We start from the raw sequence: 3,568 nt of genomic DNA on the forward strand, positions 1-3,568 counted from the left end.
AGCCGCAGCGGGAGCGCCGGGGGCTGCAGGGGTAGCGGGAGCGCCCGGGGCACCGGGGGTGACAGGAGCACCAGGGGCCGCCGGAGCACCAGGAACACCAGGGGCACCAGGGGCACCAGGGGCCGCCGGGGCCGCCGGAGCACCAGGGGCCGCCGGAGCACCGGGAGCAGCCGGGGCACCGGGAGCACCGGGAGCAGCCGGGGCACCGGGAGCAGCGGGTGCACCCGGGGCGGCAGGAGCACCCGGAGCGGCAGGAGCGCCCGCGCCGAGCCTGATGGGACCGGACGGAGCGGCCGGGGCAGCAGGAGCAGCCGGGGCCGGAGCAGCAGGGGCTGCAGCTGCGGGCGCCGCCGGGGCACCCGGCGCACCCGGCGCACCCGGAGCGGTGGCAGCCAGCTTGATCGGACCGGAGGGGGCAGCCGGGGCAGCAGGCGCTGCCGGAGCCGAAGCCGCCGGGGCCTCCGGCTCGGCCGGGGCAGCAGGGGCAGCAGGCGCTGCTGACTCAACCGGTGCAGCAGGCTCGACGGGCGCGACAGGAGTTGCCGGCGCAGCCGGGGTTCCCGGGGCACCGGGGGCGCCCGGCGCAGTCAGCTTGATCGGAGCACCTGCCGACGTCGGGACTGTTGAGTCCGTCGCGGCACCGTCATCAGGCTGCCCTGGCGCACCCGGGGGCGGGGGTGTGGTCGACATTGTCTAGTATCCTCCTGCGTTTACTCGTCTGTAGCTGCTCGTCTACGGCACTGCTGAGTTGTATTTGAACTGTGAACCGAACTGCGTCAAAGTCGGCGTTCACGATGCTGACGATCATAGCGTCCACCTGCCGGTTCATCCCATTCTCCAGAATGACCCGATGGGCAATGCACCCGGATCTTCTGTTGTTCCGAGAACGATGCCCGACCAACTCAACCATCTGAATTGATAACTACATCACGCAGAGGATAGCCCACAGCGCGCTCATGTGTCGAAAATCGCACTATACACCCGGGGAGACCCATACCACCTGACATGGCGAAACGCGCCTGTGTTTACTGTAGAGAATGCGCGTTTCTTCATAGTACACATCGGAGTCGATCACACCACTAAGGCACCGAACGCCCCGGCTCCTCCCGCACCACGGCCCCCCACCCCGTCAGTCACATCCCCAGTGTCCGCAACACCGAGCCCCAGCCGACCACCTCGGCGGAGGTGACCTTCAACCCGGCTTCCGCAATGACCTGCTCCAGCTCGTGCACCGTACGGAAACCACCGCCGGTCAACGCAAGGGACAACAGGTCAGCCTCCGCACCGTGCTCGTCCGGCCCCTCAGCGGCGACGATGTCCTGGGTGTCCTCCAGCAGGAGGATGCGTCCGCCCTCGCCCAGGGAGGACGCCGCCTTCCGCAGGGCGAGCGCTGCCTCGGCGTCCGGGATCTCACCGAGGGTCCCGATGAACATCACGGTGTCCGCCGGTTCAGTGGCCTCGTAGAGGGACTGTTCGACGATGCTGATCCGGTCGCGGGCGGACGCGTCCGGCACGGCGGTCAGCAGGTCCGCCCGGTACCAGCCGGCCTGCGTCGGCAGGTCCACGATCTCAACCTGCACCTGCGGGAACGCGGCGGTGAGCTCAGCGGCGAGCCCGGTAGCACCCCGGGCGTGGAGCACGATCCGGCGCGGCCCCTCCCCTGACCCCGTCACCGACTGCGACGTCGCCAGCGGCCCGGCCGTGAAGGACGCGAACCGGGACATGTTCTCCAGCCCCTTGTGCGCGAAGGTCGGATCGGCCTGCAGGTCGGCGTAGGTGCGTCCGGCGATGTCCGTGTACACCGGACGCCCGGTGCGCACCGCCTGTTCGATACCGCGGAAGGCCAGCTCCCTGCGCGCCATGAGCCCGTCATCCAGGAGGTACTCGAGGACATCCTCATGGGTGAGGTACTCCCCGACCGCGCTGAGCCGGTAGTCCTGCGGGCGGTAGTCGCCGGAGACGACCAGGTCGGCAGTGTCACCGGACGGCTCCAGAAGTTCGAGGCCCTCCAGGTAGCGCAGGAACTTGCGCAGCGCCCGCTCATCGGCGCCGGTCGCCTCGACCAGACCCGCGACAGTGGTCGTGCCCCGGGAGATCAGCTCCCCGATCCCGAGGTTCGCGGCGGCCCGGATCGCCAACGGCGGCAGGATCTCCGCCATCTCGTGGAACTTCTCGAAGGAGGTCTCGTGGTTCTCCGCGTCCGGGACGGCGGCGTCCCCCTCGATACTGTCCACGGTCTCGCGCTTCCAGTAGCCGGTGAAGTCGATCCACGACTTGTCCAGACCGCGGGCGTCGATGAGGTGACGCCGCAGATCACGCACCACGGACTGTTCGCCGGCGAGCCAGGCGAAGCACTGCCCGTCAGCCCAGTCAGCGGCGGAGACAGCGTCCAGGAGCAGGGAGGACGCCCCGGCGGCCACACCGTTGCGTGCCAGCCAGGTCACCTGGATGCCGGGGAGATCGCGCAGGTCGTAGACGTGGGAATCCTCGGCGACCTCGAGGAAGACCTGACCGCGGGCGTCCGCCGGGAGGTCCTCGAGGAACCGGGCGACGGCGGGAGTGGCGGTGTCGTCCCCGGCGATGAACAGCCAGTCCGCACCTTCCGGCAGGCCCTTGGAGACGGTCGGCCCGGCGATGTGGATCCGATCGCCCGGCTGGGCGCGGTAGGCCCAGGTGGTGGCGGTGCCGAGGCCGTGCTTGACGAAATCGACGTCGAGTTCGCGGGTGACCGGGTTCCAGGCGCGGACAGTGTAGGTCTTTCCCAGCGGACGCCGCTCCTTCGGGAACCGGATGCCGCCTTCCTTGCGGACCGGGAGGACCGGTTCGGTCTCACCGGGGTAGGCGAAGATGAGCTTGATGTCGTCATCGAAGCCGGTGGAGGTGAATTCCCGCTGGTCGAAGCCCTCCGGAGTGGTCAGCGCGCCGAGTTCGTCGCCGGTGAGGGTGATGCGGCGCAGGCCCGGGGTGATGTCCGCGACCTTCGTCACCTCCAGTTCCCGCAGGGCGATGGGGTGGACGGTGGTCGGGCGGGCGCGACGTGGCATGGGGATCCTCGGGTTCTGGTCTTGTTCTGGCTCTGTTGTGGCGGCAGGGGCGGTCGCACACCGGCCCCGCGCACGAGGTTAGGGTGCGCAACCCTCGTGGAGTTGCCCGGAACTGCCAGATGGTTACCAGTCAGGTTGGGGGAGGTGCTGCGGTCACGGGAACGCCCAGATGCGGAGGAGGCCGGAACTACCTCTCCCCCGCGAACTCGCGCGGCCGCATCCCGTACCGCGACGTGAAGTCACGGCTGAACTGGGACAGGTGACGGTAGCCGACGCTGCGTGCAGCGGCTGACGGAGTCGACCCGGCGGCCAGCAACCGTCGTGCGGTCTGCAGTCGCACGGTGGTCCGCCACTGCAGCAACGTCATCCCGGTGGCTTCACGGAATCCGTCATTCAGAGTCCGCGGCGCAACCCCGGCGAACTCCGCCCACTGCGCAAGAGTCCGGGGATCGCGCAGGTCACGCAGGAGGGCATCAGCCACCCGCCGTGCAGGAGAGGATGAGGCAGCGAAGATGATGGAGGAC

At 69.3% G+C, this 3,568-nt stretch carries 3 protein-coding genes; all 3 read right to left on the bottom strand.

The annotated features are described in order from the left end of the window. Positions 1-569: hypothetical protein (locus QZV72_RS09200; protein WP_297007655.1), on the bottom strand; the 569-nt coding region annotated here is incomplete at its 3' end. 564 nt (positions 570-1,133) lie between these two features. After that, the gene (locus tag QZV72_RS09205) at positions 1,134-3,044 is read right to left on the bottom strand and encodes a siderophore-interacting protein (RefSeq protein ID WP_297007658.1); all 1,911 of its coding nucleotides are present in this window, start codon (positions 3,042-3,044) and stop codon (positions 1,134-1,136) included. Between the two features lie 187 nt (positions 3,045-3,231). Beyond that, positions 3,232-3,568: helix-turn-helix transcriptional regulator (locus QZV72_RS09210; RefSeq protein ID WP_297007661.1), on the bottom strand; the 337-nt coding region annotated here is incomplete at its 5' end.

The sequence above is a fragment of the uncultured Corynebacterium sp. genome (assembly GCF_902782855.1).
Classification (GTDB): Bacteria; Actinomycetota; Actinomycetes; order Mycobacteriales; family Mycobacteriaceae; genus Corynebacterium.

Bases quoted from the DNA above. Each gene is read 5' to 3' on its own strand.
- QZV72_RS09205 (WP_297007658.1), bottom strand. From the start codon at position 3,044: ATGCCACGTCGCGCCCGCCCGACCACCGTCCACCCCATCGCCCTGCGG.